20 protein-coding genes and 1 pseudogene are annotated in these 26,555 nt (G+C 70.8%); 14 read left to right on the forward strand and 7 right to left on the reverse strand.

Annotation, left to right across the window (positions count from 1 at the left end; translation table 11 throughout):
* Nucleotides 1-21 precede the first annotated feature (21 nt).
* The 3 genes from OHB44_RS02955 to acs all read right to left on the reverse strand — a co-directional run bounded on the left by OHB44_RS02955 (nucleotide 22) and on the right by acs (nucleotide 7,821).
* Nucleotides 22-2,460, reverse strand: a complete 2,439-nt coding sequence (locus tag OHB44_RS02955; RefSeq protein ID WP_330441176.1) for an immune inhibitor A domain-containing protein — start codon at nucleotides 2,458-2,460, stop codon at nucleotides 22-24.
* 333 nt (nucleotides 2,461-2,793) lie between these two features.
* On the reverse strand, nucleotides 2,794-5,589 hold the full coding sequence (locus tag OHB44_RS02960; protein ID WP_330439552.1) for an immune inhibitor A domain-containing protein: 2,796 nt from the start codon (nucleotides 5,587-5,589) through the stop codon (nucleotides 2,794-2,796).
* A 267-nt stretch (nucleotides 5,590-5,856) separates the two neighbouring features.
* Nucleotides 5,857-7,821, reverse strand: a complete 1,965-nt coding sequence (gene acs, locus OHB44_RS02965; protein WP_330439553.1) for an acetate--CoA ligase — start codon at nucleotides 7,819-7,821, stop codon at nucleotides 5,857-5,859.
* 220 nt (nucleotides 7,822-8,041) lie between these two features.
* Between acs and OHB44_RS02970 the strand changes: the two genes are divergently transcribed.
* Nucleotides 8,042-8,788: an oxidoreductase gene (locus OHB44_RS02970; protein WP_330439554.1), complete on the forward strand. Its 747-nt coding sequence runs from the start codon at nucleotides 8,042-8,044 to the stop codon at nucleotides 8,786-8,788.
* An 18-nt stretch (nucleotides 8,789-8,806) separates the two neighbouring features.
* Here OHB44_RS02970 and OHB44_RS02975 read toward each other — a convergent pair whose 3' ends face one another.
* Nucleotides 8,807-9,610: an HAD family hydrolase gene (locus OHB44_RS02975; protein ID WP_030486293.1), complete on the reverse strand. Its 804-nt coding sequence runs from the start codon at nucleotides 9,608-9,610 to the stop codon at nucleotides 8,807-8,809.
* A gap of 539 nt (nucleotides 9,611-10,149) precedes the next feature.
* Here OHB44_RS02975 and OHB44_RS02980 point away from each other — a divergent pair.
* From OHB44_RS02980 to OHB44_RS03025, 10 genes and pseudogenes are all read left to right on the forward strand, one after another.
* Nucleotides 10,150-11,337, forward strand: coding sequence for a serine hydrolase domain-containing protein (locus OHB44_RS02980; protein WP_330439555.1), 1,188 nt, complete (start codon nucleotides 10,150-10,152; stop codon nucleotides 11,335-11,337).
* Between the two features lie 110 nt (nucleotides 11,338-11,447).
* Nucleotides 11,448-12,002: an RNA polymerase sigma factor gene (locus OHB44_RS02985; protein WP_330439556.1), complete on the forward strand. Its 555-nt coding sequence runs from the start codon at nucleotides 11,448-11,450 to the stop codon at nucleotides 12,000-12,002.
* A complete protein-coding gene (locus tag OHB44_RS02990; RefSeq protein WP_330439557.1) occupies nucleotides 12,002-13,012 on the forward strand; it encodes a CU044_5270 family protein in 1,011 nt (336 codons plus the stop codon). Before OHB44_RS02985 ends, OHB44_RS02990 begins: the two co-directional genes overlap by 1 nt.
* 220 nt (nucleotides 13,013-13,232) lie before the next feature.
* Nucleotides 13,233-14,336, forward strand: a complete 1,104-nt coding sequence (gene ssd / locus OHB44_RS02995) for a septum site-determining protein Ssd (protein ID WP_266303932.1) — start codon at nucleotides 13,233-13,235, stop codon at nucleotides 14,334-14,336.
* Entirely contained in the window at nucleotides 14,333-15,544 is a 1,212-nt protein-coding gene (locus tag OHB44_RS03000) for a TadA family conjugal transfer-associated ATPase (RefSeq protein WP_330439558.1), read from the forward strand. The genes ssd and OHB44_RS03000 overlap by 4 nt, the downstream gene beginning before the upstream one ends.
* A gap of 701 nt (nucleotides 15,545-16,245) precedes the next feature.
* Nucleotides 16,246-16,839, forward strand: a pseudogene (locus tag OHB44_RS03005) (type II secretion system F family protein); the annotation flags it as partial.
* Nucleotides 16,840-17,033: 194 nt separating this feature from the next.
* The gene (locus tag OHB44_RS03010) at nucleotides 17,034-17,657 is read left to right on the forward strand and encodes a type II secretion system F family protein (RefSeq protein ID WP_330439559.1); all 624 of its coding nucleotides are present in this window, start codon (nucleotides 17,034-17,036) and stop codon (nucleotides 17,655-17,657) included.
* A gap of 22 nt (nucleotides 17,658-17,679) precedes the next feature.
* Nucleotides 17,680-17,847, forward strand: a complete 168-nt coding sequence (locus OHB44_RS03015; RefSeq protein WP_081883916.1) for a DUF4244 domain-containing protein — start codon at nucleotides 17,680-17,682, stop codon at nucleotides 17,845-17,847.
* 47 nt (nucleotides 17,848-17,894) lie between these two features.
* Nucleotides 17,895-18,290 (forward strand): TadE family type IV pilus minor pilin, encoded by a 396-nt coding sequence (locus OHB44_RS03020; RefSeq protein WP_266305232.1) that lies wholly within the window; start codon nucleotides 17,895-17,897, stop codon nucleotides 18,288-18,290.
* Nucleotides 18,290-18,703: an Rv3654c family TadE-like protein gene (locus tag OHB44_RS03025; RefSeq protein WP_442932651.1), complete on the forward strand. Its 414-nt coding sequence runs from the start codon at nucleotides 18,290-18,292 to the stop codon at nucleotides 18,701-18,703. Before OHB44_RS03020 ends, OHB44_RS03025 begins: the two co-directional genes overlap by 1 nt.
* 670 nt (nucleotides 18,704-19,373) lie before the next feature.
* Here the strand turns inward: OHB44_RS03025 and OHB44_RS03030 are convergent.
* From OHB44_RS03030 to OHB44_RS03040, 3 genes are all read right to left on the reverse strand, one after another.
* Nucleotides 19,374-19,952, reverse strand: a complete 579-nt coding sequence (locus tag OHB44_RS03030) for a hypothetical protein (protein ID WP_238684778.1) — start codon at nucleotides 19,950-19,952, stop codon at nucleotides 19,374-19,376.
* Nucleotides 19,953-20,117: 165 nt separating this feature from the next.
* On the reverse strand, nucleotides 20,118-20,327 hold the full coding sequence (locus OHB44_RS03035) for a hypothetical protein (RefSeq protein WP_030334221.1): 210 nt from the start codon (nucleotides 20,325-20,327) through the stop codon (nucleotides 20,118-20,120).
* A 99-nt stretch (nucleotides 20,328-20,426) separates the two neighbouring features.
* On the reverse strand, nucleotides 20,427-22,799 hold the full coding sequence (locus tag OHB44_RS03040; protein WP_442932684.1) for a DEAD/DEAH box helicase: 2,373 nt from the start codon (nucleotides 22,797-22,799) through the stop codon (nucleotides 20,427-20,429).
* Between the two features lie 188 nt (nucleotides 22,800-22,987).
* Between OHB44_RS03040 and OHB44_RS03045 the strand changes: the two genes are divergently transcribed.
* The 3 genes from OHB44_RS03045 to OHB44_RS03055 all read left to right on the forward strand — a co-directional run bounded on the left by OHB44_RS03045 (nucleotide 22,988) and on the right by OHB44_RS03055 (nucleotide 26,454).
* Entirely contained in the window at nucleotides 22,988-23,344 is a 357-nt protein-coding gene (locus OHB44_RS03045; protein WP_091395433.1) for an STAS domain-containing protein, read from the forward strand.
* Nucleotides 23,341-23,778: an ATP-binding protein gene (locus tag OHB44_RS03050; protein ID WP_238684776.1), complete on the forward strand. Its 438-nt coding sequence runs from the start codon at nucleotides 23,341-23,343 to the stop codon at nucleotides 23,776-23,778. Before OHB44_RS03045 ends, OHB44_RS03050 begins: the two co-directional genes overlap by 4 nt.
* 315 nt (nucleotides 23,779-24,093) lie before the next feature.
* Nucleotides 24,094-26,454, forward strand: a complete 2,361-nt coding sequence (locus OHB44_RS03055; RefSeq protein WP_238684775.1) for a sodium-translocating pyrophosphatase — start codon at nucleotides 24,094-24,096, stop codon at nucleotides 26,452-26,454.
* The last annotated feature ends 101 nt before the right edge of the window (nucleotides 26,455-26,555 follow it).

Below are 26,555 nucleotides of genomic sequence, written 5' to 3' on the forward strand. Positions count from 1 at the left end.
TGGTTGGTGCGGGATCAGTGGTCAGCTGACCCGGATCTTCATCGAGGTGCCGTCCTGCTCCAGAACCTTGATCTTGACACCGGTCGCGGGGAGCTTGACGCCGTGGTTCGGCAGCTCCTCGTAGAAGTACTTCTTGGTGTCGTCGAACAGCGGCTCAGCGGCCTGGCCACGGATGTACTGCGGCTGGCTGTTGAGGTGCAGGGTGAACGAGTCGGCCTTGTTCAGGCTGAACGGTGCGTCGTACATCTGGACGCGGGCCCGCCACGGAGCGCCGGTCAGGTTGTAGATCGGGCGCGGGTGCGCGTCGATGTACAGGTTGCGACCCTCACCGGGGTGACCACCCGGGTTGGTCGGGGATGCCGGGGCGGTGTTGTTGTCGTCCCAGCGGGTGTTCCAGTACGAGATGAGCAGGCCCTCCTGGTACGCGTAGTGGTCCACCCAGTCCGGGCGGGTGTTCGCGTAGCCGAAGAAGTACGGGCCGGTCTTCAGGTACTTGTCGTACGAGACGTACGAGCGGTTGCCGGCGATGTAGAAGTTGTCGAACTCGTCGGTGTACGTGGCACCGACGACCTCCCAATCCTCGAGCGCCCAACCCGCGTCGGTCTCGGCACCGTCGCTGAGCACGGTCTGGCCGTCGGCGGTCACGGTGATCGCGTCGCCGAAGAAACCGCCCTCGGACACGCCACCGTCGGTGACGTAGTGCAGGCGGACCTGCGCCACCTTGCCGGCCAGCGTGTTCAGCGGAATGTTGATGTCCGCCCAGGCGCCGTTGCTGCTGCCATCGAGGGCGGGGCGGCCGGCGCCGTCGACGCCGATCGGCTGGCCGTTGACGGTGCCGTCCAGATCGGTCCAGGTCTGACCACCGTCGGTCGACGCCTCGAAGTAGAGGTAGTCGTAGGTCTCCTCGATGCTGTACTTGCCCTTGAGCGACAGCGCCGCCGCGGACTTACCGGTGAGGTCGAACGTCCTCGTCATGGTGCCGTCGAGGTTGTCCTTGTTGCCGGAGAAGTACTGCTTCGAGCCCTCGAACGGCGCGCCGTAGTTGAAGGTGTACTCCCGCTTCGGCAGCACGACCACGACGGCCTGTGCCTTCTTCGAGTTGTACTCCTGCGGGCCGAGCTCCATCGTGCGCTTCTGCCCCGCCACGACAACCTCGTAGTCGAGCCAGCCGAGCTGGAACTTGTTCCATGCCCCGAGGTCGCCGCCACGGTCGCCGATGCCGGCGTCGTTCTTGGCGCCGAGCCGGCTCTGGGCCATCAGGGTCCAGTGCTCGTTGCTGTTGTCCGCCGGGCCGTAGTCGTCCGGCAGGCCCAGGTCGTGGCCGTACTCGTGGTAGAAGACGCTGCGGCCGCCGTTTTCCGGCTGGATCGTGTAGTCGCGGATCCAGACGCCGGTGTTGCCGATCTGGGTGCCGCCGATCGGGAAGTTCGGCGGGCCGACGGGCGAGCTGTTGAACGCCGACCAGCGGTGGCTCCAGATCGCGTCCTCACCCTGCTGCGGGTCACCGTCGGCCTGGTCGCCGCCGGAGTGGACGATCTGGAAGTGGTCGATGTAGCCGTCCGACTCGTTGAAGTCGCCGTCACCGTCGTAGTCGAAGCGGTCCCACTGGTCGAAGGACTTCATCTCGGCGGTGATCTGCGCGTCCGTCCGGCCCTTGGCCTTCTGGTCGGCGACCCACTGGGTGGCGGCGTCGGCGATCAGGTTCCAGGTGTTCGGGCAGACGTTGTCGGCGCAGACGGCGGGGTCGCCGGTCGGGTCGTCGTCGGCCTTCGGGTCGTCGGAGCGACCGTAGCGGGCCTCGTTGTACTTGACCTTGACCCAGTCGGTCACCTCACCCTCGACGGTGTAGCGACCCGAGGACTGGGCCTCGTAGTACTGCTTGAGCGACTCGTCGCCCGGGTTGGTGCCGAAGTAGAGCTGGCGGAAGTGCTCCGGGCTGAAGTCCGGTTGCCAGATGGTGGAGTTGTCCACGGCCCGGTTGGGCTCGGGGATCTTGTTGTGCAGCGGTCCCTCGAACGTCGCCGGTCCGGCGACGTCCGGGTTCATGTCCTTGTCCGGGTAGGACGGGTGCCGCTCGTCACCGAACTCGGCCAGGATCACGAAGATCTTGTCGGTCCGCTCACGCTTGAGTTCGACGTACTGATCCCTGGTCTGCGCGGCGGCGCCGGCGCGCGCGCGGGCGTTGGCGCCCGTTCCGCCCGCCTTGCCGACCTCGCCGACCTTGACAACAGTGCTTCCGTTGCGCTCGATCGGCTTGCTGCGACCGGTCAGCACGTCGCTGAGACCCTGCTGACGCAGCGCGCGGCGCTTCTCCTCGAGCTTGTCGGGGAGCTCATCCTGCAGTGACTGCGGTTCGGCAGCGGCCGGTGCTGCTGCCGGCAGTTTGGGCTGAGGCGCCGCCGAGGCGGACGGGCCGAAAGCCAGGCCTGTCGCCGTCAGTGAGAGCCCGAGCAGACCCACTGCGACTTTGCGCACGTGGTACCTCCGGTGTGAGGGAACCGGCCCAACGGGGGTACAGGCCGGTGGGAGATCGATCCCACTAGTGGGACCATTGGTGAACATAGTTACTGGCGGGACGGGTGGGAAGACGAACGCGTCGATTTGTTGCAAGATTTTGTTGGGAATGCTTTTCACCGTCACACCCCGCCGGTTCATCAGCCCCGCTGACCAGCGCGGCCCCGGACGCGAACGTATACAACGACATTTTTCGATCAATCTTTGCGCACATACGACAGTGGGGCCGGCAGCGTCTCCGCCACCGGCCCCACCGTCAGTTCGCGATCCGTGAAACCGTTACTTCTTGGCCGGGGTCACGTAGATCATGGCCGACGAGTTGTCCCCGGCAGCCTTCTTGATCGTCAGCGAGACGCCGTAGTTCACGCCCTGGTCGCCGGGGTTTCCGGTGCCCAGCACGATCGCGCCACCGCCCAGGGTCACGCCGTAGAACTCCGGCGCCGGGCTGCCGTCCGGGTTGGTGACCCGGGTGGTGTACGGCGCGTTGTCACGCGACGGCAGGACCACCGACGCGTCGTTGTCCCGGGCGTAGGCAGCACCATCGCGCATCTCGATGCCCGGGTACCAGCCCTTGGCGTCGGTGAACGCCTTCACCGGCGGCAGTCCCTTGAACTTCGTGCAGTACGCGCTGTACGGCTCGTCCGCCGCCTCCAGGCACTCGGTGAACGGGTACGTCCGGTTCAGCGTGAAGGCCGCGTTCGAGGACTGCGGGCGGCTCGGCAGGTTGTCCGTCACCGACGGGTCCTTCACGGCCGCCTCACCGGTGCGCCGCAACGGGTCGAAGTGCGAGTCGACGATGAGCAACCCGCCCTTCGCGCCGTAGCTGGGCAGCGAGGTCATCTGCCCGGTGACGTGGTTGACGTCGCCGAGCGCGGTGTCCCGGTACCAGACCAGCATGCCCGGGGCGTTGTAGGAGATCCGGTCGACCTTCCACGCCTCGTGCGAGTAGATGGTGTCGTAGGCGTACTTCAGGCCCTTGTCGAAGCCGTCGAAGTTGCGCCACTCCGCCAGGTAGTACTGGGCGTGCACCTCGGTGCCGCTGGAGACCTTCCAGCCGCCACCGGTGGTGTCGACGAAGGTGCCGCCGGTGGCCGTCCAGCCGTTGTCGCCGCCCTCGACGTCGTCACTCCAGGTGGTGGCGCCGCCGCCGGTGACCGAGAAGTCGTCGACGAACCAGTTGCGCTCCTCGAACGCCTCGTCGGTGGCCAGGCGCAGCCGCACCTGGACCGTCGTGCCGGCGTACGCCGACAGGTCGACGTAGTCGTGCCGCCAGCCGTCGGTGCTGCCGGTCAGGCCGTACTTCTTGCCGCCGAAGTCGTTCATGCGGCCGTTCGGGTCCGGGTAGCCGTCCGGCGTGGTGACCACCGTGCCGCCCTCGTCGTACACCTTCTGCTCGGTCCAGGTCGTACCGCCGTCGGTGGAGAGCTCCACGAAGCCGTAGTCCCAGTCCTCCTCGATGATGTAGTTGTTCCACATCCAGAACTTCGAGTCGGCAGCCGCCGGCACGTCGACCGAGCGGCTCAGCTTGACGTCGGCCCACTCCTGGTCGTTGTTGCTGTGCCACATCTTCGTGCCGCTGTGCGGGGTCGCCAGCGTCGTCACCTTGTCCGGCAGGTCGACCTTGATGCCGTCCTCGGAGTCGATCGGGGTGCGCGACGTCTGGCCGAGCTTCACCTCGCGCGGGTTCGACCCGGGGCGGATGGTCAGCGGGTCGGCCCAACCGAGCACCCACTTGTCCCAGATGCCCATGTGCGTCGGCAACGCCTGGAAGATCTCACCCGAGTGCGAGCCCGAGGCCATCAGGTCCCAGAAGTCCACGTCGGAGTCGGCGTTGCCGGACGTGTCGTAGAGGTCCGGCAGACCCAGGTCGTGGCCGAACTCGTGGGCGAAGACGCCGACGCCGGCGTCCTCCGGCTGCACGATGTAGTTCGACGCCTTCAGGTTGGTGCCCGGGATGGTGTAACCACCGGCAACCGTGGAGGAGTGCGCCCACACGGCGTACACGCCCTCGGCGCCGCCACCGCGGGACTTGCCCTGACCGGCGTGCACCAGCACGAGGTGGTCGATCACGCCGTCCGGCTCGAAGACGTTGCCGTCACCGTCGCGGTCGGCCTGGTCCTCGATGTCGTAGTCGGCCCACGGGAAGGTCGGGTCCTTCGCGACGAGCGCGTCGATCGCGTCGGTCGCCAGGCGGCCCGCGCCGGCCGGGTTGTCCGGGTGGCCGTTCATCGACTGCTCACGGCCGGGAACCCACGCGCCGGTCTCGTCCTGGAAGCAGCGGTTGGCCGCGTACCAGCCCTCCGAGTGCGGCACGGTGATCCACGGGCTGGCCTGCCCGTCCACCGTGTACGCGTTCTTGGACATCTCCAGGTACATGTTGTGCATGGTGCGACCGGACAGGTCGATGCCCTTCTTGCCGTCCGGGCCCTTCAGGTCCGTACGGACCCGCTCGGTGATGCCCTTCTTGCTGTAGAGCATCTTGTTGTAGTGCTGCGGCGAGAAGTCCGGCACCCACATCGAGTTGTTGTCCTCGTGGGGCAGGCGCGCCGGGTCCGGGATCTTGTTGTGCTTCGGGCCGTTCTGGACCGTGCCGGGGACGCAGGTGCGGTCCTCGAACACCGTCTTGGGGACCATCACGCCGGTGAAGTCGTCGTTGGCCTTGTCGTTGAACTCCACCAGCAGCGTCAGCAGCTTCGCCGTCTGGGTGGTCGGGGCCTTCTTGAACTTGCGGGGGTTCTGGCCCGTCTTCAGCGACTTGGCCTCGTCCTTGGCCAACTGCCGTGCGGTCACCGGGTTGCCCCGGGCGTGCTTTTGGTCGAACGCGCGGGCGGACTCCGCGGCAGGGGTGTAGATGCCACCCTTGCCCTTCACCTCACGGCCGGTGGTGTCCGGCTGCACCTCGGGCTCGGCGTAGTTGATGTAGTGCTCGTCGGCCCCGATCACCGCCAGAGGGGTGCCGGACGGCGACTGGGCCGCCGCGCTACCGCTCACGGTCAGTGACGTGGCCGCGAGGGCGATGGCGGGCAGCGCGACGAGTAGTCGTCGGCGCGCCCTGGACTGCGGTTTGTGGTTCATGCCGCTCCGTTTCTCGGGCATGGGGAGGAGGACGTTGGCGTGGCCGACCATCGAAGCGATGTGTGTCGAACTCTTCCAACCTGCGTGAACCTAAAGCACAACCGGCCGAAAGGACAGAGGTGATCTATGCCTGTGCCCGTTCAGCTTCTCCCGACTCCCCCGACCGACCGATGTGACAGTGGCGAGGCGGCACGAACCGTACCCGTAAGACATGACGGAGGGTGGCGGTCCGCACGGACCACCACCCTCCGATGAGTACGCCTACCGTCAGTCCTCGTCGGACTTCGTACCGCTCATCCCCGAGGAGATCAGGTCCATCACCGAGGAGTCCTGCAACGTGGTCACGTCGCCCAGCGACCGGTTCTCCGCCACGTCCCGCAGCAACCGGCGCATGATCTTTCCGGAGCGGGTCTTCGGCAGCTCCGGCACCAGCATGATCTGCCGCGGCTTGGCGATCGGGCCGAGCGTCTTCGACACGTGGTTGCGCAGGTCGGCGATGAGCTGCTCGCCCGCCTCACCGGCGATGTCAGTGCTGCCCCTTGGAATGGCGAACGCGACGATCGCCTGACCGGTGGTCGGGTCGGTCGCGCCGACCACAGCCGCCTCGGCCACCGACGGGTGCGACACCAACGCCGACTCCACCTCGGTCGTCGAGATGTTGTGCCCGGACACCAGCATCACGTCGTCCACCCGGCCGAGCAGCCAGATGTGCCCGTCGTCGTCCTTCTTCGCACCGTCGCCGGCGAAGTACATGCCCGGGAAACGCGACCAGTACGTGTCGATGAACCGGTCGTCGTCACCCCAGATGGTGCGCAGCATCGACGGCCACGGCTCGCGCAGCACCAGGTAGCCGCCACCACCGTTCGGCACCGACTGGCCCTGGTCGTCCACCACGTCGGCCACGATGCCCGGCAGCGGCGCCATCGCCGAACCCGGCTTGGCCGCCGTCACCCCCGGCAACGGCGAGATCATGATCGCGCCCGTCTCGGTCTGCCACCAGGTGTCCACCACCGGCAGCTCGCCCCGGCCGATGTGCTGCCGGTACCACATCCAGGCCTCCGGGTTGATCGGCTCGCCGACGCTGCCCAACAGGCGCAGCGACGACAGGTCGAAGTCCGCCGGGATGTCGTCGCCCCACTTCATCATCGTCCGGATCAGGGTGGGAGCGGTGTAGAGGATGCTCACCCGGTACTTGTCGATAATCTCCCAGAACCGGCCCTTGTGCGGCGTGTCCGGGGTGCCCTCGTACATCACCTGGGTGGCGCCGTTGGAGAGCGGGCCGTACACGATGTAGGAGTGCCCGGTGACCCAGCCGATGTCGGCCGTGCACCAGTAGACGTCAGTCTCCGGCTTCAGGTCGAACACCGCGTGCGTCGTGTACGACGCCTGGGTGAGGTAGCCGCCGGTGGTGTGCAGGATGCCCTTCGGGCGGGCCGTGGTGCCACTGGTGTAGAGGATGAACAGCGGGTGCTCGGCGTCGAACGGCTGCGCGGTGTGCTCGGCCGACGCGGTCTCCACCGTCTCGTGCCACCAGTGGTCCTTGTCCGACCACGCCACGTCCTCGCCGGTACGGCGAACCACGAGCACGTGCTCCACCGACGGGGAGTTCGCCACCGCCTCGTCCACAGTGGGCTTCAACGCCGACGGCTTGCCCCGCCGGTAACCACCATCCGCGGTGATCACCACCTTGGCGCTGGCGTCCTGGATCCGGTTGCTCAACGAGTCGGCCGAGAAACCACCGAAGACCACACTGTGCGCGGCGCCGATCCGAGCGCACGCCAACATGGCCACCGCGGCCTCCGGGATCATCGGCAGGTAGATCGCCACCCGGTCGCCAGCGGTCACCCCCAGGTCGGTGAGCGCGTTCGCCGCCCGGCAGGTCAGCTCGTGCAGGTCCGCGTACGTGATGGTGCGGGTGTCGCCCGGCTCGCCCTCCCAGTGGATCGCCACCTTGTCGCCCCGGCCCGCCTCGACGTGCCGGTCCAGGCAGTTGTACGCGACGTTGAGCTGCCCACCCACGAACCACTTCGCGAACGGCGGGTTCGACCAGTCGAGCACCTCATCCCACTTCTTCGACCAGGCCAGCCGATCGGCCTGCTTCGCCCAGAAGGCCAGCCGGTCGGCCTCCGCCTCGGCGTACGCGTCGATGGTGACGTTGGCGTGCGCGGCGAGTTCGGCCGGCGGGGGGAACTGGCGCGTCTCGTTCAGCAGATTGGCCAATGCCTCGCTCATGCCGTGACTCCTCATCCTCGGGGTGACCTGGGTCTCGATGGCACGAGGGTAGTCGCGGGGCCCGCGACCGGCCACGGCTGCCCACCGCCTCGCGCCGAGTGGCCCCCGCCGCGCGCCCGACGGCCCGTCCCCGCCGGTTCGCCCCCCGGGTCGGGTGGCCCGGGTCGCGTTGCGGGCGGGTGCGGCCCGCCACGCCAGGCCGGGTCGTTAGCGTGGCGGGGTGACCACCGACCCGCTCGCCCCGCTGCTCGCGCTCGCCGACATCACCGCCGCCGTCGAGCAGGCCCGCGCGCGGTTCGACCAGGCGCTCGGGCACCGGGCGCTGCGCCGGCACGGTGGACAGGTAGCCGCCGAGGTCAGCCTCCGCTCCGCGGTGGCCAGCGCGGCCCTCGAGGGAGCCAGGCACGAGCGTGAGGCGGTCCGGGCCGGCACCGTCACCGACCCGGTGCTCCAGGGGGCGCTGCGGGTCGCCGGAGCGCTGCCGGGCCTGAGTGAGCTGTGGCCGAAGGCGCCCCGCCAGGCCCTCGCGAAACTGCACGTGCTCGCCGCCCGGGACCTGGTGTCGGAGGCCGAGCTGGGCCGCCCGGTCGCCGACCCGGTGGTCGCCACCCGGCTGGACGGGCTGGCCGGCCTCGTCGCCGGCGGCACGAAGGTCTCCCCGCTGGTGCTCGCCGCTGTCGTACACGGGGAGTTGCTGAACCTGCGCCCGTTCGCCGGGCCGTCCGGCGTGGTGGCCCGTGGGGCCGCCCGGCTGGTGCTGCTCGCCAGTGGCCTCGACCCGCGTGGCCTGCTCCCCGTCGACGTGGGGCACCGCGAGCGGGAACCCGAGTACGTCGGCGCGGCCGGCGCCTTCGCCACCGGTACCCCGGACGGGCTGCGCTCCTGGCTACGCCACTACATGGCCGCCGTCGAGGTCGGCACCGACCAGCTCACCGCCATCGGAGACGAGATCCTCGCCGCCGCCTGAGCGGTCGGCTGGGTGGGATCAGGCAGTGGTGGCGGCTCGGGTACGACGGTGCCGGCCGTACCAGGCGATGCCGATCGCCACGCCCACCCCGACCCCCAGGGCCGCCGCGGCCACCGGGACCGCAGGACGTTCCCGCAGCCGCCGGCCCAGCGGAATCGGGTGCCGGAACTCCAGCACCGGCCACGCGTTCTCCGAGGCCAGCTTGCGTAGCTGCCGGTCCGGGTTGACCACACTCGGGTGGCCCACGCACTCCAGCAACGGACGATCGCTGTACGAGTCGGAGTAGGCGTACGAATCAGCCAGGTCGTAGTCCCGAGCGGCGGCCAACTCGCTGACGGCCTCGACCTTGCTCGGACCGGCCGCGTAGAACTCGACCTCGCCGCTGTACCGGCCGTCCCGCACCGTCATCCGAGTGGCGATCACGTCGGTCACCCCGAGCAGCTCGCCGATCGGCCGGACCATCTCCTCGCCGGACGCCGACACCAGCACCACGTCCCGCCCAGCCGCCTGGTGCTCCTCGATCAGGGCGGCGGCTTCGGCGTACACGTAGGGGTTGATCAGCTCGTGCAGCGTCTCCGCGACGATCTGGCGGACCTGCTCCACCTGCCAGCCCTTGCAGAGCGCAGCCAGGTAGTCCCGTGTTCGGGCCATGGTCTGCTCGTCGGTGCCGCCCAGCCGGAACATCAGCTGCGCGTACGCCGACTTGACCACGTCACGCCGGGTGATCAGCCCATCCCGGTAGAACGGACGACCGAACGCCAGGGCGCTCGACTTGGCGATGACGGTCTTGTCCAGATCGAAGAAAGCGGCACTTCGGCCCACGGCGCGAAAGTCTAGCCGGATGGTCTATCGTCGGCGGGTGCCCGGGGTCATGCCACCCCTCAGACCTGCGGGCTCTCCGCTTCGCGTGATCACGCTCACACTCTGCGAGGAGATTTTCGCAGTGAGTGGAGGCAGCACCACTCGACGTGACGGGCGCGCTCAGGCAGACTTGTCCGTACGACGAGCTTTCACATCCTCGAAACAGGCAGACCCTCAGCGGTTGCACCCCCCGTGACCGCTGAGTGGTTCGGCTCGACCCCCCCGGAGCCGAACCTCCGACGACCCCCGTCTCCCCCCGACGGGGGTCGTCCCTTTCTGCTGGAAACGCTCCACCGCAGAAGCGCGAGCCGCCCGGCAGTCGGTGTGGCCCCACGGCTCGGTGCGCGACACACCTCCGCAACGTGCGGCACCCTCGGTTGTTGAAGCGGTCTGGCGATGTGCGGGACCGCTCGGGTGGGTCCCCTCCCCAGCTCGTCGCGGACGGTGCGACCGCCGCCTGCCGTGTAATTTGCCAACGAGGCGAGCTGAGGAGGAAACACGTGGCTGCTGGCGGCTTCTCGTCGAAACGGCTGGCCCGGCTGCAAGGGTTGCTTGAGCGCCACGTCGAGTCCGGCTTCGTCCCGGGCATGGTGGTCGTCCTCGCCCGCCACGGTGAGGTGCACATCGAGGCGACGGGTCATCTCGCGTTCGAGGGCCCCGGGTCGCAGACGCCGATGGCGGCCGACACGATCTGTCGCCTGGGCTCGATGTCGAAGCCGATCGTCGCCGCGTGTGCGATGACCCTCGTCGAGGACTGCACCCTCCGCCTCGACGATCCGGTCGACGATCTCCTCCCGGAGTTGGCGGACATGACAGTGCTCGCCGATCCCGACGGCCCACTGGACGACACCGTCCCGGCGGAACGCCCGATAACGCTGCGGGACGTCCTGGACGGCACCCTTGGCACCGGCATGGTCCCCGCCGAGCCGGGAACGGTCCCGATCGCCGACGCGCTGGACGCACTCGAATATCAGTCGCCGGATGAGTGGATCCGCCAGCTCGGTGACCTTCCGCTCGTCCACCAGCCGGGTGAGCGCTGGATGTACGACACCGCCGCCAACGTCACCGGCGTGCTCATCGCCCGGGCCACCGGCATGTCCTTCGGGGATGCCGTGCGGGAGCGGGTCTGCAAGCCGTTGGGAATGGCCGACACCGCCTTCAGCGTGGGTAGCGAGAGCCTCGGCCGGTTCGCGACGGCGTACGAGCAGGACAACGCCGCGACCGGCCCGGTTGTCGAGGACGCCCCCGACGGGCGGTTCAGTCGACCGCGGCTGTTCGAGTCCGGTGGCGGTGGGCTCGTGTCGACCGCCCAGGACTACCTCGCCTTCGCGTCGGCTCTGCTTGCCGGCGGTTCCCACGGCGGCGAGCGGGTGCTGTCGCGGCCAGCGGTGACGCTGATGACGAGCGACCACCTGACCCCGACGCAGAGAGCCATCTCCGGGTTCTGGCCCGGATACTTCGACGCCATCAGTTGGGGTTTCGGAATGTCGGTCCGGACCCGGCGTACACACCTCGGGCCCTCGGTCGGCAGTTACGGATGGCCAGGCTTCTACGGCACCGCCTGGTACAACGATCCCGCCGAGGACCTGACGACGATCGTGTTCATCCAGCGGGCGCACGCGGGCGACCAGCGGCTGCCGATGTGGCACGACTTCTGGACCACCGTGTACCAGGCAATCGACGACTGACCGCAGCGTTCGTTTCCCGGTGGGCAGCACCCGCCCTCGGCCGCGCGGTAATCCCGGGTCCCTCAGCGACACAAGCCACTGTGAGAGTCGCCGAGGCAATGGGGGTTCGGGTGGGTCCACCGAAGAAGCGGGACGAGGGCTGGTTCACCAGCCTCTACGCCGCCGAGTACGAGCACATAGTCCGGTACGGCCTGCGCCGGCTTGCTGACCGGGATGCCTCGGCGGAGCTTGCCCAGGAGGTCTTCGTCGTCGCCTGGCGTCGCCGCGCCGAGGTGCCGGACCGCAGCCTGCCCTGGCTGTACGGGGTGGCCCGGCGCCTGCTGGCGAACCAGTGGCGGTCGCGGCGTGCCGCCCCGGACCTCCTCTCGATCACCGATGTCGACCTCGAGCGACTGGCCGGATCGTCGGGTGCCGACACGACAGTCGGGGTCGCCGACGTCCGGGCGGCTCTGGCCACCCTCAACGACCTCGACCAGGAAATCCTCCGGTTGGTCGGCTGGGAGGAGCTGACGGTCTCCGAGGCGGCAAAGGTTCTCGGCTGCGCCGGGGCGACCGCCGCAGTGCGCCTGCATCGCGCTCGCCGTCGTCTTGCCGAAGCAATGTCGGACCGGCCCGCGCCGACCCGGCGTCGACCGGTGTTGGTGACAATTCGAGAGGATCTGTGATGTTCGGAGCAGAGCGCACCCGTACTCTTCTGGGCCCGGCCGACCCGGCCCGGAACGCCGCCGTCGGGTCACCGCTGGTCTCGGCGCGCGAGCTGATCGAACGCGCCAGCGCTACCGAAACGGTCGGCGAGCATCGTCGCGTACGCCCGACCCGCCGGCTGGTCCTGGCGGCCGGGACGTTGGCGGTCGCGGTCGGTGCCGTGGCGGTGCTCGAGCCGTTCGGCGAGGGGGCACCGGACACTCCGGCCGAGCCGCCGGCGGCAGCGGGGTTGGTGCTGGTGCCGGTCGCGTACCAGTTCGACGCGGATCCGCCGGCCGCCGGCCCGCAGCTACGCATGCTGGCCAACAAGATCAAAGACGCGGCGTACGACAGCCAGAGCGGGCGCTACATGTATCACCACACCAAGGTGTGGGGCGACCCAGTGGAGACGTCTGCCGACGGTCGCCACCACGTGGCCTTTGCCAGCGAGACGAAGATCTGGCAGGCCCTCGACGGGACCGGTAACCAGATCAGGACCCAACTGGAGCCGCAGTACCCCGACCAGGAGTCTCGGGACTACTGGCAGCGCGAGAGCATCGGGCGACCAGCAGCCACCGGCACCCCCGCGCCGGACGTCATTCCGCTGCCGCCCGAGGAGCTCAGGCCGCCGTCGGCCGACCCGTCCGAGCTGCGGGAGCGGCTGAAGGTCGAGTACGGCGCGGGGGCGGCGAGCAAGTGGGTCGGCACGCTCTACGCGCGGTACGTCGTGCCGCGTGCGACCCGAGCTGCGGTCCTGCGGGTCCTCGCCGACGTGCCCGGCTTCCGCTGGCGGGGGCAGGTCACGGACCGTGCCGGCCGCAAAGGCGTCGCCGTCACCTTCGATGACCGCGAACACGACCAGCAATCTCTTCTGGTCTTCGATCCGAGGACGGGTGAATTGCTCGCCGCTGAGCTGTTGACGCTGTCGCCAGTGCGGATCAGCTCGTACCAGGTGATCCTCGATGCGGCCTGGACAAATCAGCCCGGCTGACCACCGACTCGCGGGGCCGCTCCTTTCGGGAGCGGCCCCGCTGTTTTGGGCTCAGCGGCGCCAGCTGCGGATTTGCCCGTGCCCGTAGCAGATCAGCTGTCTCGGCGGGCGTTTTCCACAGCCCACCAGGTTGTCCACAGGCGACGACATCCGGGCGGCCTGCGGGGCGGATTCCGAGCACTGTCGGCGGCATACCCGAGCCCGACCGCTGGAGGCCGCGATGCCACCCCGTACCACGGTTCCGCCGATCCGCCGGCTCCCGCTGGTCGTCACCGGCGACGACGATCTGCTCGATGATGTGCTCCGGCTCGCCGCCGTTGGCGGGACCGAGGTGGAGTTGGCCCGGGACCCAGCGGCTGCCCGTACCCGGTGGCTTCCCGCGCCCCTGGTGTTGCTCGGCGCCGACCAGGCGCAGGCCTGCCTGCGTGCCCGGTTGCCGCAGCGCCCCCGGCTGGTGCTGCTCGGCCGGGCCGGTCAGCTCGACCCGGGCTGGCAGATCGCCGAGCTGATCGGGGCCGAGCACGTCGCCACGCTGCCGGCTGCGGAGCCGTGGTTGGTGGATCGGTTCGCCGAGCATGACCCGGACCGTCCGGCCGGCGTCGGCGCCCGGGTCGTCGCGGTCCTCGGTGGTCGGGGCGGTGCGGGCGCGAGTGTGCTCGCCGGTGGTCTTGCGGTGACCGCCGCGCGGGCCCGGCTGCGCACCCTCCTGGTCGACGCTGACCCGCTCGGTGGTGGCCTCGACCTCGTGCTGGGCTGGGAGCAGTTGGAAGGCCTGCGCTGGCCGTCGCTCACCAGCGCCGACGGGCGGGTGGACGCCCCGGCGCTGGTCCAGGCCCTGCCCAGCCGGGGTGATCTCGTGGTGCTCTCCTGGGACCGCGGCGAAATGCTGACGTTGCCGGCGACGGCGATGGCAGCGACTGTCGACGCGGCCCGGCGTGGGCGGGACTTCGTGGTGATCGACCTGCCCCGACAGTTGGACGACGCGGCAGTGGTGGCGCTGCAAGCCGCCGACCAGGCGTTCGTCGTCGTGCCGGCCGAGTTGCGCGCCACCGCTGCGGCCACTCGGGTGGTGGCTGCGGCCGCCCCGCACTGCGCTGCGCTCTCGGTGGTGGTGCGCGGGCCTGCGCCCGGGCGGTTGCGGGCGTCCGAGGTGGCACGCGCGCTGGGCCTCCCGTTGGCCGGCACGCTGCGCCCCGAGCCGGGGCTCTGCCGTGGGCTGGAACGCGGCGAGGCGCCGGCCGCCGGGGGCAAGGGCCCACTGGCCGCGCTCTGCCAACGGATCGTCACCGACCTCACCGGCGTTCCGGCTGCGGGTGCGGCATGACCGCCGGGCCGGAGGACGGCACCCTCGCCGCCCGGGTACGGCAGCGGATCGCCGCCGCCACCACCCCGGTCACCGCGGCGGCCATCGTCTCCGCGGTACGGGCCGAGCCCGCCGCCGCAGTGCTCGGTGACACCGCCATGCTGCGGATCGCCGACCGGGTGCGCGACGACCTCGTCGGCGCTGGGCCGTTGGCGCCGCTGCTGGCCGACCCGGAGGTCACCGACGTCCTCGTCAACGGCGCCCGGGTCTGGGTCGACCGCGGGTCGGGGCTGCACCAGGTCGCCGTCCCGGTGGGCTCGGCGGAGGACGTCCGCCGGTTGGCGCAGCGGCTGATCGCCAGCGCGGGGCGGCGGCTCGACGACGGCTCCCCGTACGCGGACGCGCGGCTTCCCGACGGCACCCGGCTGCACGCCGTGCTGCCGCCGGTGGCGACCGAAGGTCCCTACCTGTCGCTGCGGACCTTCCGACACCGGCCGTTCACCCTCGACGAGTTGGTGCGCCAGGGGACCGTGCCGCGACCGCTGGCGCCACTGCTCGCCGCAGTCGTGGCGGCCCGGCTGGCGTACCTGGTAACCGGGGGCACCGGGTCGGGCAAGACGACACTGCTCAACACCCTGCTGGGGATGGTGCCGGCGACCGAACGGATCGTGCTGGTGGAGGACGCCGCCGAGCTGCGCCCGGGGCATCCACACGTGGTGGGGCTCCAGGCGCGTACCGCCAATGTGGAGGGAACAGGCGTCGTCAGCCTGGCGGACCTGGTCCGGCAGGCGTTGCGGATGCGCCCGGACCGGCTGGTGGTCGGGGAGTGCCGGGGCGGTGAGGTGGTCGACCTGCTGGCCGCGCTCAACACCGGCCACGACGGGGGTGCCGGCACCCTGCACGCCAACACACCGTCGGACGTGCCGGCCCGGTTGGAGGCCCTGGGCATGTTGGGTGGGCTGCCGCGCGCCGCGCTGCACGCCCAGGTGGCCGCCGCGTTGCAGGTGCTGTTCCAGGTGCGACGCAGCGACCGGGGTCGCGTCCTGGAGTCGGTCTGCCTGTTGCTGCCCGAGGGGCCCGAACGGCTGGTGACAGTGGTGCCCGCCTGGGTACGCGGCAGTGGGCTCGGGCTCGCCGCCCGTGCCCTCGGGGCGCTGCTGCGGGAGCGTGGGGTGGCGGTGCCGCCCATCCTCAGCGAGCCGTGGCCCGGATCGGCGGGTCCGGCATGACCGGCGAGACGATGCTGGCGGCGGCGCTGCTCCTGGTCGCCGCTGCCCTGGTGGCGTGGCCCATGCGGAGCATCCGGGCCCGTCGACGTCGCGTGCTGGCACCGGGACGGAGGGCCGGCGGTGCCGATCCGGATGAGGCCCTGGTGCAGTGGATCAGGGAACTCGGTCGCACGCCGGACGGGCCGGTCGACGGCACTGGCGTCGCCCCGACCAAGGGTCATCAGGTCGGCATCGCGTTCGAGTCGACGACTACTGCGGGCGCCGACGGAAGACGGACGGCACTCGGCTGGCCCGACCGGGACGTCAGTCGCAGCCCGAGGTGGCCGGGAGCGGCAGACGGGTTCACTCGTCCGGAAGGCCCCACGCGCCCGCCGGCCCGTCGGGATCCCCGACGCCCGACCGGCACCGCCCGCCCGGAAGCGGCCCCCACCATGCTCGACGCCGAACAGCGGCCGGGGGCATCGGCGGCCACGACCACGATCGGTGTCAGTGGCGTGGACACTTCCGGCCGGAACGATGGCTCCGGCCAGGTAACCACCGATGGGCGCGGCGACCTGGCCGCCGGCTGTCGGGGCGACACGTCCGCCGGGGCAACGGCCGACGAATGCGCGATCGTCGATTGTCGCGCCCACGGGCGCGTCGGCCCGATTGACAGAAAACCGGGTACGCCTCCGTCGGTGCGCATCTCGCGATCGGCGACCCGCGTGCTGCCTGTGGTCGGCCTGCTCGGTGGAGGTGTGGGCGCCGTGGTCGGCGGTCCGGTGGCCGCAGTCGCGATGGCCGGCTACGGCACGTTGGCCGTGCGCGCCGCGTTGCGTTGGCGAGTGAACCGGAGCACCGAGCGGGACCGTCGACGTGGCCTGGACCAGCTCTGTGGCCTCGCGGCGGACCTGCGGGCCGGCCTGCCCGTCCCACACGCGCTCGACGTCACGGCCGTCGAGAGTGACGGGGCGAGCCGCCTACGTCAGCTGACCTCGGCGGCGGTGCGCTTGGCCGACCGGACCGGTGCGCCGCTGGCGGAGCTTCTGGAACGGATCGAGGCGGACGCTCGGGCAACCGACCGTGGTCTGGCCGCTGCGGCGGCTCAGGCGGCCGGTGCGCGGGCCACGGCCTGGCTACTGGCGGCCCTGCCGATTGGCGGGATCGGGTTGGGGTACGGCATCGGCGTCGACCCCATGGCGGTGCTCCTGCACAGCCCTGTCGGCGGTGCTAGCGGGGTTGTCGCGGTTGCACTTCAGGTCGTGGGCCTCCTCTGGGCGGAACGGCTGGGCGCGACACCGGGGCGGGCCGGATGACGCCCCGCGGCCCAGCCGGCCAGCCCGACTCAGCCGGCCGACGCAGCGCCGCCGGCCAACGCAGCTCGGGGAGCCAACGCAGCTCGGGGAGCCAACGCAGCTCGGGGAGCCAACGCAGCTGGGCCGGCCAACGCAGCCCAGCCGGCCGGCCCAGCTCAACGAGCCAAACCAGCGCGCCGAGCCAGCCCAGCTCAGTGAGCCAGCCCAGCTCGACCAGGCGGCGGCGACCGGACGTGATCCGGCTCGTGGCGGTGTTGGCTGGGCTCGCGGTGGCCATCGTCGTCGAGGGCTGGCTCGGGCTGCTCGGTGCTCTTCCGGCCGCGTTCCTGCTCGATGTTCTGTTGCGGCGGATCGAGTCGCCCGCTGTGCGCAAGCGGCGGCAACAGGAGGCCGCCGACCTACCGCTCGCCGCCGACCTGCTGGCTGCGGCGATGCGGGCGGGCGCGCCGGTGGATCGCTCGGTGCTGGCCGTCGCCGAGGCACTGGACGGGCCGCTCGCCGACCGGCTGGCCCGTGTTGGCCGCACGCTGCTGCTTCGTGGTGGCCCAGCGGAGGCATGGTCCGCGCTGGACGGCGTGCCAGGCGCAGAGCGCCTGACCGCGGCGGCGCTGCGCTCGGCCAACAGTGGTGCCGCCCTGGCCGGTGCGCTGACCCGGCTCGCCGACGACCTGCGCGCCGACCGGGCCACCGCTGCTGAGGCATCGGCCCGCCGGGCGGGTGTCCTCATCGTTCTGCCGCTGGGGCTGTGCTTCCTGCCGGCGTTCATTCTCGCCGGACTCGTGCCGGTGATCGTCGCCGTCCTCGGCGATGTGCTCTGACCCATCGAGAAGGGAAACAGTCATGCGCAAACTCATCGCTCGCCTGCGCGGCGATGCCGGAATGAACACGGCCGAGTACGCCGTGGGCACTCTCGCCGCGGTCGCCTTCGCCGGGATCCTGTTGAAGGTGCTGACCTCCGGCAACGTCCAGTCGGCGCTGACCGCCGTCATCGACCGGGCACTGAAGTGATCGAGCGCCGGCGGGTCGGCCGCGATTCAGGGTCGAGCGTCCCCGGGCTGGCGGCACGCGGCGGGCGGGGACCTCGCGTCCTCGCGCGGACCGTTGGCGGGGACCGGGGTTCTTTCACCGCCGAACTGGCGGCCGGCCTGCCGGCGCTGCTTCTGCTCCTGCTGGCCGGCCTGACCGCTGTCAACGCCGTCAGCGTGCAGGCGGGTTGCCTGCACGCGGCCCGGGAGGCGGCGCTCGCCGCAGCCCGGGGCGCGGACGGCAGCGCGGAGGGTGGCCGGGCGGCGCCGCCGGGGGCGGCGGTGTCGGTGTCCGTCGACGGCGACCGGGTGCAGGCGACGGTACGGGCACCCGTCCGGACACTGGGCGCCCGGCTACCACGAATCACAGTGGTCGCCACCGCCGTCGCCGCCGTCGAACCGGGCGCACACGAGGGGAGTTGGTAGTGCGAAGAGATCCGTCACCCCGCTCCGGCCGACAACCGGCTGCCGGAGGGATCGTCGCTGGCCGGTCGGACCGGCAGCGAGGTGGCGCGACGGTCCTGCTGCTGGCGATGGGGCTCGTCTTCGTGGTGTTCGGGACGTTCGGCGCCGCCATCGTCGCCGCCGGAATGGCGAGTCAGCGGGCGGCGGTAGCAGCCGACCTCGGCGCGCTGGCCGGGGCAGCCCGAGCGCTCGACGGCGACGCGGTGGCCTGCGCGTCCGCCGCCGACCTCGCCGGTCGCAACGATGGCCGGCTGGTCGGCTGCCACCTCGACGGGTTGGACGTGCAGGTGACGGTCGAGGTGGCGTTCACGCCACTACCCGGCCTGACCCGGGTAGCCGCGGCGAGCGCCCGCGCCGGCCCGGTGCGGGGCTGACCCCTGCGGCGGCGTCACTGCTCAGCGCCGCCTCCGGCGGGGTGCGGGCAGCCCAGGCGTGCCCTGTGGTCGGGCGCGGCGTGCGCAGGGCGCGGCGTGCGCAGGGCGCGGCCTGTGGCGTTCCGGAATTGACTCGCGTTGCGGCACCAGGCGCAGATACGGGCCACCGCCTGGTCGAAGGTGCCAGGGGCCCTGGTGGGATTGGTTGGGTGCTATGGAGCTGAATCGGTTACGACATCAAGGGTGATGCGTTTACGACATCAGCTCCAAAGGGGGACCGGACCCGTCAGGGCTCCGAGTCACCAACGGAACGCCGCCCGAGAGCGCCGCCCGAGAGCGCCGCCCGACGGCCTGCCGGCCCGTCGGCCTGCCGGCCCGTCGGCCTGCCGGCCCGTCGGCCTGCCGGCCTGCCGGCCCGACGGCCTGCCGGCCCGACGGCCTGCCGGCCCGACGGCCTGCCGGCCCGACGGCCTGCCGGCCCGACGGCCTGCCGGCCCGACGGCCTGCCGGCCGAGGATCGCGGCCGACTGCCGGCCGGCCGGGGATCACGGCCGACGGCTTGCCGGCCGGGACTGTTCGAGGTCCAGGTCCCGGCCGGCAGCCGCGGATTGGGTGGCCGCGACGGCGACCGTGGTGGGTCGCCGCGGCGCTTTGGTCCGGGCCGGGTGTGTCAGCGGGCCTGGAGCGCGTCGAGGGCGACGGCCATCGCGATGACCAGGCGGCGGTCGATCTGCGGGTTCTGCACCTCGACGACGTACTTGTCGCGCAGGCCCCACTTCTTGACCACCGTGAAGACCGGCTGGCCGTTTGCGGTGAAGTCGAAGTGGTACGGCAGCCAGGACAGCGAGTCGACGAATCGACGCAGCAGTGCCACCGGCATGCTTCGCTCCTGGCCCGTCACCTGCGGCAGGCCGCCCTGCTCGACGTGCCAGGTGGACCGCAGCAGCGACTGGGCGAAGTCCTTACGGAACAGGCCGATCGCGTTGCCCGCGGCGTCGGTGACGTCGTACGTGGCGCCGAGGTCGATGCGCTGGCGGGCCTTGAAGCCGAGCAGAGGCTGCTGCTTGGAGTCATCCGTGTAGATGGTCACCTGCTCCTTGAAGGCGAGCCGCTTCTGCTGCGCGAACGCCAACAGCTCACCCTCGGTGCCGTCGGGGGAGACCGCCCGGACCTCGTACTGGTTGACCATCATGCGCAGGCGCTGGCGGATGTGGAACTGGTGCTGGCCCTGCAAGTTGTCGAGCTGCATGAGTACTCCTCTGGGGGTTGGTGCGCCGGAGTCTCGCACAGCCCGACAAGCACCGCCCTCCCCGCTGCCCAAGATCAGTTGCTGCTGGGTAGCCGTCGAGGTCGCCGGACGACTACCCAGCGCGGAGTGATCACTGGTGCCCTAGCAGGATCACTCCGGAAGGCCTCAGCGACTGTCGACGGAGGTCGCGGCTCGCAGCGCCCAGGTGTTCAGCACCTGGTGGATGCCGCGCAGCCGCTCGTTGATCTGTTCCAGCCGTTCCGCCTGGGCCAGGGCGGCCAGTGCCGACCCCAGCGCGATCTGCTGGTCGAGGGTGAGATTGTCCTGGTCGATGGTGTAGAGCAGGTCGACGGTCTCGGCGATGGTGTCGGCCACAGCTTCTCCTCGGGCACGGGGGGCGATCAGCAACATTGGCATCGATGGAAGCGCTCCCACATCATTGTGCCCCGTGCCATGCCGATTCATGCAAGCCGGTCAGTCGGGCAGGTTCGTCAACACCACGTCGAGCACCCGGATCGCGTCCGGTTTGGAGAGGGGATTGTTGCCGTTGCCGCATTTCGGTGACTGCACGCAGGACGGGCAGCCGGCCTCGCAGCCGCACTCCGCGATCGCGTCCCGGGTGGCCCGCAGCCACGCCGCCGCCGTTCCGTACGCCCGCTCGGCGAAGCCGGCGCCACCCGGATGCCCGTCGTAGACGAAGACGGTCGGCGCCTCGGTGTCCGGGTGCATGGCGGTGGAGAGCCCACCGATGTCCCACCGGTCGCAGGTGGCCATCAGCGGCAGCAGGCCGATCGCTGCGTGTTCGGCGGCGTGCAGCGCGCCTGGCACGTCGGCCGGCTGGACCCCGGCGAGGGCCAACGACTGCGGCGACAGGGTGAACCAGACCGCCACGGTGCGCAGCTCCCGGGCGGGCAGGTCGAGCGGCCGGGTGTCGATCACCTCGCCGGTGGCGATCCGCCGCCGCTGGTACGACACCACCTGGCTGGTCACGTCCACCTCGCCGAGGAACATGCCGACCGGCCCGGCGTCCACGTAGGAGCGCACCGACACCACTGACAGGTCGGTGACGTCGCGGGCGTGGGTGGACCAGTCCGGCTCCTCGGCGCGCACCAGCGCGCAGCCGTCGGCCAGGTCGAGTTGGTCGACCACGTACGAGACGCCCTGGTGCAGATAGACCGCGCCGGAGTGCAGCAGGAAGTGCGACGAGCCGCCGTCGACGGTGCCGAGCAGCCGGCCGGTCGACGACTCCACCACGGCGACCGGGGCGCCGCCCTCGCCGCGCAGGTCCACCTCGGGTCGCTCCCGGTGCCGCCAGTACCAACCGGTGGGCCGCTGTCGCAGCGCCCCCGCCGCGACCAGCTGATCGACCGCCTCCTTCGCCCCCTCGCCGAAGAGCACCAGGTCGGCCGGGGTGAGCGGCGCCTCCACCGCGGCGCAGGCCAGCTGCGGTGCCAGCACGTACGGGTTGGCCGGGTCGAGCACCGTTGCCTCCACCGGCGCGCCGAAGATCGCCTCCGGGTGGTGCACCAGGTAGGTGTCCAGGGGGTCGTCCCGTGCCACCAGCACCGCGAGGGCCTCCTGCCCGGAACGCCCGGCGCGGCCCGCCTGCTGCCACAGCGACGCCCGGGTGCCCGGGTAGCCGCAGATCAGCACCGCGTCGAGCCCGACCAGGTCCACGCCCAGCTCCAGCGCGTTGGTGGAGGCCAGGCCGAGTAGATCGCCGTGCAGCAGGGCCCGTTCCAACTCGCGTCGCTCCTCCCGCAGGTAACCGCCCCGGTAGGCGGCCACCCGGTCGCCGAGGCCGGGCACGGCGTCGTCCAGCGCTCGACGCGCGTTGGCGGCCACCACCTCGGCGCCCTTGCGGGAGCGGACGAACGCGAGGGTGCGTACCCCCTCGGCGACCGTGTCGGCGAGCAGGTCGGCGGTCTCGCGCAGCGCCGACCGACGGACCTGGTGAAGCTCGTCGTGCTCGCCGGTCGCCTGCGGCGGCACCGGGGAAGTGGCCGACGAGTCGGGTGGCAGCAGCGGCGGTTCCCAGAGTGCGAAGGTCACCCCGCCGCGGGGGGAGGCGTCCTCGGTGACCGCTGTCACCGGCAGGCCGGTCAGCCGTCCGGCCGCGGTGGCCGGGTCGCCGGAGGTGGCCGAGGCGAGCACGAACACCGGGGTGGCCCCGAACCGGGCGCACTGCCGACGCAGCCGACGCAGCACGTGCGCGACGTGCGAGCCGAAGACGCCCCGGTAGGTGTGGCACTCGTCGATCACCACGTACGCGAGTCGGCGCAGGAAACCGGACCACTGGGCGTGCCCGGGCAGGATGCCGTGGTGCAGCATGTCCGGGTTGGTCAGCACGAACCGGGAGTGCCGGCGGATCCACTCCCGCTCGGTGCGCGGAGTGTCCCCGTCGTAGCAGGCGGGGCGTACCCCCTCCAGCTCCAGCGCGGCGACGGCGCGCAACTGGTCCGCGGCGAGCGCCTTGGTCGGCGCCAGGTAGAGCACTGTGGCCCGGGGGTCGGCCAGCAGTGTGGCGAGGGCGGGCAACTGGTACGCCAGTGACTTGCCGGACGCGGTGCCGGTGGCGACGACCACATGCTGGCCCTCGTACGCCAGGTTGGCTGCCTCGGCCTGGTGCTGCCAGGGCGCGACCACGCCGCGCCCGGTGAACGCCTCGCGCAACTCCGCCGGTGCCCACGACGGCCACGGCGCGGGCACACCGGCGCGGGCCGGCACCCGCTCGACGTGGGTGACCGGGTCGGCGGCGCCCCGGGCGCGTAGCCGGCGCAGCAGGTCGGCCGGCGCTGGCCCGGGGCCGGGACCAGCGGATACGGTGGCCGCGGACGACGACTCCAGGTCGTGGCGCGGGGTGCCGCGCGCGGAGCTGAAGTCGTTGGAGGTCACGCCCTGCACTCTCGCACTGGTGTTCGGAGATGAAAAGTCGGACACCGGGGTAAGGGGAAGCCTCCGCTGGCGTCCGCAGGCCGCCCCGGCGGTAGTGGTTAGATGCCCACGAGAGTTTACGGCTCTGGCGAGGAGGACCGATGGAGCTGTCACTGGCGACCCGCACCGTGGGCGAGCACACGGTGCTCGAGGTCGGTGGTGAGGTGGACGTCTACACCGCACCCCGACTCCGTGAACGACTCCTCGAACTGATCGATGGTGGCGCCCGTCACGTGGTGGTCGACCTCGGTCGGGTGGACTTCCTCGACTCCACCGGGCTGGGCGTGCTGGTCGGCGCGCTCAAGCGGCTCCGCTCGGCGAGCGGTTCGTTCGCGCTGGTCTGCGACAAGGAACCGCTGCTCAAGATCTTCCGGATCACCGCGCTGGACCAGGTGTTTCCGCTGCACCCGACGGTCGACGCGGCGATCAGCGCCGACTCGGCGGGCGCCGGCGCGTGATGGCGACAGTCAAGCTCTCCTTCTCGCCCGCTCCGGTGCACGTGCGTACCGCCCGCCTGGTCGGCGTCGCCGTCGCCCGGCGCGCCGGGGTGCGTGAGGACCTGCTGGACGAGGTGCGCCTGGCCATCGGTGAGGCGTGCACGCGGGCGGTGGCCCTGCACCGGCAGTACGGCCTGGCCGACCCGGTGCTGGTGGAGATGTCCGACGGTGGCTCGTACGCCGTGCGGGTGGTGGACCGGGCGCCGATCGAGGCGGGTATCGGTCTGACCGCGCTGCCGCCGGACGAGCTGGCCAACGAGGCGCTGACCGATGAGGCGCTGACCACCGGCGTCGGCTTCGCGCTGCTCGCCGGTTTCGTCGAGGACCTCCAGGTGCGCCCGGTCGACGAGGGCATCGGCACCGAGGTACGTATGGTGTGGCCGGTCGGCCGCTGATTGGTTCCGCTGCGTAGGCCGCGTCCCCTGCTGGGGATGCGGCCTTCTTTGCATGGATGGGGCCCTATATCAGATTTCGTTTCATAACACAGCGACGAAGATCATCGCGACACGGTGCCACCTGGGTGTGACCTCCAACACTGCGGAGGGCTACAGTACCCGGGTTGTCAGCAAGTGACCTATCCCGCAGCCAGCGGGTATGGGTGTTCATCGCTGGTCCGCTGGTGGGTTGGCGCGCGCTTGCGAGTCCGCATCCAGGCGTCGGTCAGTGCGTCTCCACTCACCGGCGCGATGTTCGGTAACAGGAGGACACAGATGTCCGAGACCTTGGCCGCCGACGGCGGCGGGCTTTCCCTTACCGGAAGCAATGTCACCTACGTCGTCATCGCCGCGGTTGTCGCGCTGGTGGCACTCGGTTTCGCTGCCGCCCTGACAAAAACGGTGCTGGCCGCTGGTAAGGGCACCGAGAAAATGCAGGAGATCTCGGGGGCGGTCCAGGAGGGCGCCTCGGCCTACCTGCTCCGGCAATTCCGCACCCTGGCGATCTTCGTCGTCGTCGCCGTCGTGCTGCTCTTCCTGCTTCCGGTGCACGACACCGATGGCAGTGAGCTGGCTGTGAAGATCGGCCGCTCGCTCTTCTTCGTGGTGGGTGCCCTGTTCAGCGCGTTCATCGGCGGCGCCGGCATGTGGTTGGCCACCCGCGCCAACCTGCGCGTGGCCGCTGCCGCACGGGAGCGAGTAGGTGGCCGCGAGGCGGCCATGAAGATCGCCTTCCAGACCGGCGGCGTCGTCGGCTTCTTCACCGTCGGCCTCGGCCTCTTCGGTGCGGCGATGGTCGTCCTCGTCTACCGGGGTGACGCGCCCACGGTGCTGGAGGGCTTCGGCTTCGGCGCCGCGCTGCTCGCGATGTTCATGCGCGTCGGCGGCGGCATCTTCACCAAGGCCGCCGACGTCGGCGCCGACCTGGTCGGCAAGGTCGAGCAGGGCATCCCCGAGGACGACCCGCGCAACGCCGCCACCATCGCCGACAACGTGGGCGACAACGTCGGTGACTGCGCCGGCATGGCCGCCGACCTGTTCGAGTCGTACGCGGTGACGCTTGTCGCCGCGCTGATCCTCGGCCGCGCCGCGTTCGGCGAGGAGGGCCTGGTCTTCCCGCTGATCATCTCCACCATCGGCGTGCTGATCGCGATCGTCGGCGTCTTCATCACCCGGCTGCGCGCGTCCGACCGTAACGCCCTGACCGCTATCAACAGGGCCTTCTACCTGTCGGCGGTGCTCTCCGCGGTGCTGGTGGCGATCGCCGCCTACGCGTACCTGCCGGCGACCTTCGGCGAGTTCGACAGTGGCCTCACCGACGCCACCGGCAACCCGCGGCTGGTGGCCATCGGCGCGGTAGTGATCGGCATCGTGCTGGCCGCCGCGATCCAGGCGCTGACCGGCTACTTCACCGAGACCAAACGGCGACCGGTGCAGGACATCGGCAAGAGCTCGCAGACCGGTGCGGCGACAGTGATCCTGGCCGGCATCAGCATCGGCCTGGAGTCGGCTGTCTACTCGGCGCTGCTGATCGGTGCCGGCGTCTTCGGCGCCTTCCTCCTCGGCGGCAGCTCCATCACGCTGTCGCTGTTCGCTGTGGCGCTGGCCGGCACCGGCCTGCTCACCACCGTCGGCGTGATCGTCGCGATGGACACCTTCGGGCCGATCTCCGACAACGCCCAGGGCATCGCCGAGATGTCCGGCGACATCGACGAGCACGGCGCTCGCACGCTGACCGAGCTGGACGCGGTCGGCAACACCACCAAGGCGATCACCAAGGGCATCGCGATCGCCACGGCGGTCCTCGCCGCGACCGCGCTGTTCGGCTCGTACACCGACACGCTCAGCAGCGCGTACGCGACGGCTGGCGTGGGCGACGTCGGCAACGAGATCCTCAACGCGCTGAACGTGGCGAACCCGCGCAACCTGGTCGGCCTGATCATCGGCGCGGCTGTGGTCTTCCTCTTCTCCGGGCTGGCCATCAACGCGGTGTCCCGCTCGGCCGGTGCCGTGGTGATGGAGGTCCGCCGGCAGTTCCGTGAGCTGCCCGGCATCATGGACGGCACCCAGCGCCCGGAGTACGGCAAGGTCGTCGACATCTGCACCCGGGACGCGCAGCGCGAGCTGATGACCCCCGGCCTGCTCGCCATCCTGGCGCCGATCGCTGTCGGCTTCGGCCTCGGGCCCGGCGCGCTCGCGGCGTACCTGGCCGGTGCGATCGGTGCCGGCACCCTGATGGCGGTGTTCCTGTCCAACTCCGGTGGGGCCTGGGACAACGCCAAGAAGCTGGTCGAGGACGGCGCGTACGGGGGCAAGGGCTCCGAGGCGCACGCCGCCACTGTCATCGGCGACACCGTCGGTGACCCGTTCAAGGACACCGCCGGCCCGGCGATCAACCCGCTGATCAAGGTGATGAACCTGGTCTCGCTGCTGATCGCGCCCGCCGTGGTGGCCTGGAGCGTCGGCGACGAACGCAACGTCGGCCTGCGGGTCGGCATCGCGCTGGTCGCGACGCTGATCATCGTGGCGTCGGTGGTGTTCAGCAAGCGCAAGGGCATCGCGATGTCCGACTCGGACGCCGATGGCAACACCGGCGCGGGCAGCACCGATCACCGCCCGGAGACGGTGAACGCCTGATCCACCAACGGCCCGGGGTCCCCGGTCGACGTAGCCCGTCGACCGGGGACCCCGGCCGTCCGGCCCGATGCCACACCTGGCCAAAGGCCGTACGCTGCAAC

Source organism: Micromonospora sp. NBC_00821 (assembly GCF_036347035.1).
Taxonomy (GTDB): domain Bacteria; phylum Actinomycetota; class Actinomycetes; order Mycobacteriales; family Micromonosporaceae; genus Micromonospora; species Micromonospora hortensis.